This window comes from Halorubrum sp. AD140, assembly GCF_034497445.1.
Taxonomy (GTDB): Archaea; Halobacteriota; Halobacteria; order Halobacteriales; family Haloferacaceae; genus Halorubrum.
In genome coordinates this window covers 1-1,360 of sequence record NZ_JAXRUU010000207.1, presented here as the reverse complement: position 1 = coordinate 1,360, position 1,360 = coordinate 1, and the positions used below count along the sequence as shown (strand labels likewise).

Sequence of the window (1,360 nt, the reverse complement as noted above, 5' to 3'; positions counted from 1 at the left end):
TCGCCTGCGCCGCCCTCGCGACTGCCCCTTCGAGTCCCACCCCGCACCGCACAGCACCGCACCTCACGCCTCCCCAACCTCGCGGTTCGCGCTCTGCGAGCGCTCACCGCGTCCCTCGCGCGTGCTCCTCGGCCGCAGAGCGGCCTCGAAGGCACGCGCCACCGCACGGGCCGGCTACCGATCACCCTATCAAACCCTTCCCGCCGTGCTGGATCCGGCGAAAGCCAAAAGACCGCCTCGCCCCGACAACGCGTATGAACGAGCCCGGCACCGAGGGCGTGCTGCTGGACCAGGCGACGCTCCACGGTCGGCTCGACGACGCTCCCGAGTGGCTCCGAGAGCACTACCGCACGTTCCGGGAGTCGATGCTCGGCGAGCGCGACGGGTCGCCGTTCCCCTGCTACTTCGGCATCGAGGTCGAGCGCGAGGGCGACCTCCTGTACGCGGCCTGCGAGTCGACCACGGACCCAGCCGCGCTGTTGCGGTTTCGGGACGTCCTCCTCGAATACCTCAGCACGTATCCCGACCACGCCGACCGCTCGCCGCTCGCGGTGTTCTTCAGACCCCCGGAGGGCGACCGCGGCGAGGCGCACTACCACGAGCGGCTCTGGCACGTCTTAGAGTTCCTCCACGTCCACGACCCCGAGCCGTGGCCCGACGACATCCCGACCGACCCCGACACGCCGCGGTGGGAGTTCTGCTTCGGCGGCGAGGCGCTGTTCCCGACCTCCCGGGCGCCTTTCTACGAGGAGCGGAAGAGCCGATACTCGCCGGTCGGCCTGGAGATCACCTTCCAGCCCCGCGCCGTCTTCGAGGGGATCACCGCCGACACCGAGGCCGGCGAGCGCGCCCGCGAGGCGATCCGCGACCGCATGGGCGACTACGACGGGGTCTGCCCCCACGCCGACCTCGGCGACTGGGGCGTCGAGGGCGACCGAGAGTGGCGGCAGTATCTCTTCCGCGAGGACGACGACGCGAGCCCCGACGCCTGTCCCCTGTCGCCGACCCGCGAACACCCGAAGGCGCCCGAGTCCCTGCTCGAACGCGGCGCGTGGCGGCGGTTCGCGGGCGACGCCGACGCGGGCGACGCCGACGCGGGCGATCACGACGCCTCCGTCGCCGCGGGGCGCGGCGATGACTGACGACCCGGCGGACGACGACGCGGCCCGCGCCGCGGCTGTCCCCGACGACGCCGTCCTCCTCCTCGTCGACTTCCAGACCGGCTTCGACGAGCCGGGGTGGGGCGAGCGCAACAACCCCGACGCCGAGGCGGTCGCCGCCGCGCTCCTCGACCGCTGGCGGACCGAGGGTCGGCCCGTCGCGCACGTCCGACACGCCTCGACGGAGCCGGACTCGCCGC

General features: G+C 73.2%; 1 protein-coding gene and 1 pseudogene. Both read left to right on the top strand.

The annotated features are described in order from the left end of the window. The first annotated feature begins 254 nt into the window (after positions 1-254). Positions 255-1,142, top strand: coding sequence for a YqcI/YcgG family protein (locus tag U4E84_RS17490; RefSeq protein ID WP_322533364.1), 888 nt, complete (start codon positions 255-257; stop codon positions 1,140-1,142). After that, positions 1,135-1,360 (top strand): annotated as a pseudogene (locus U4E84_RS17485) (cysteine hydrolase); the annotation flags it as partial. The gene U4E84_RS17490 and the pseudogene U4E84_RS17485, both read left to right, overlap by 8 nt.

What these genes read in the sequence shown, in the direction of transcription:
- U4E84_RS17490 (WP_322533364.1), top strand. Translation starts at nt 255, where the DNA reads ATGAACGAGCCCGGCACCGAGGGCGTGCTGCTGGACCAGGCGACGCTC.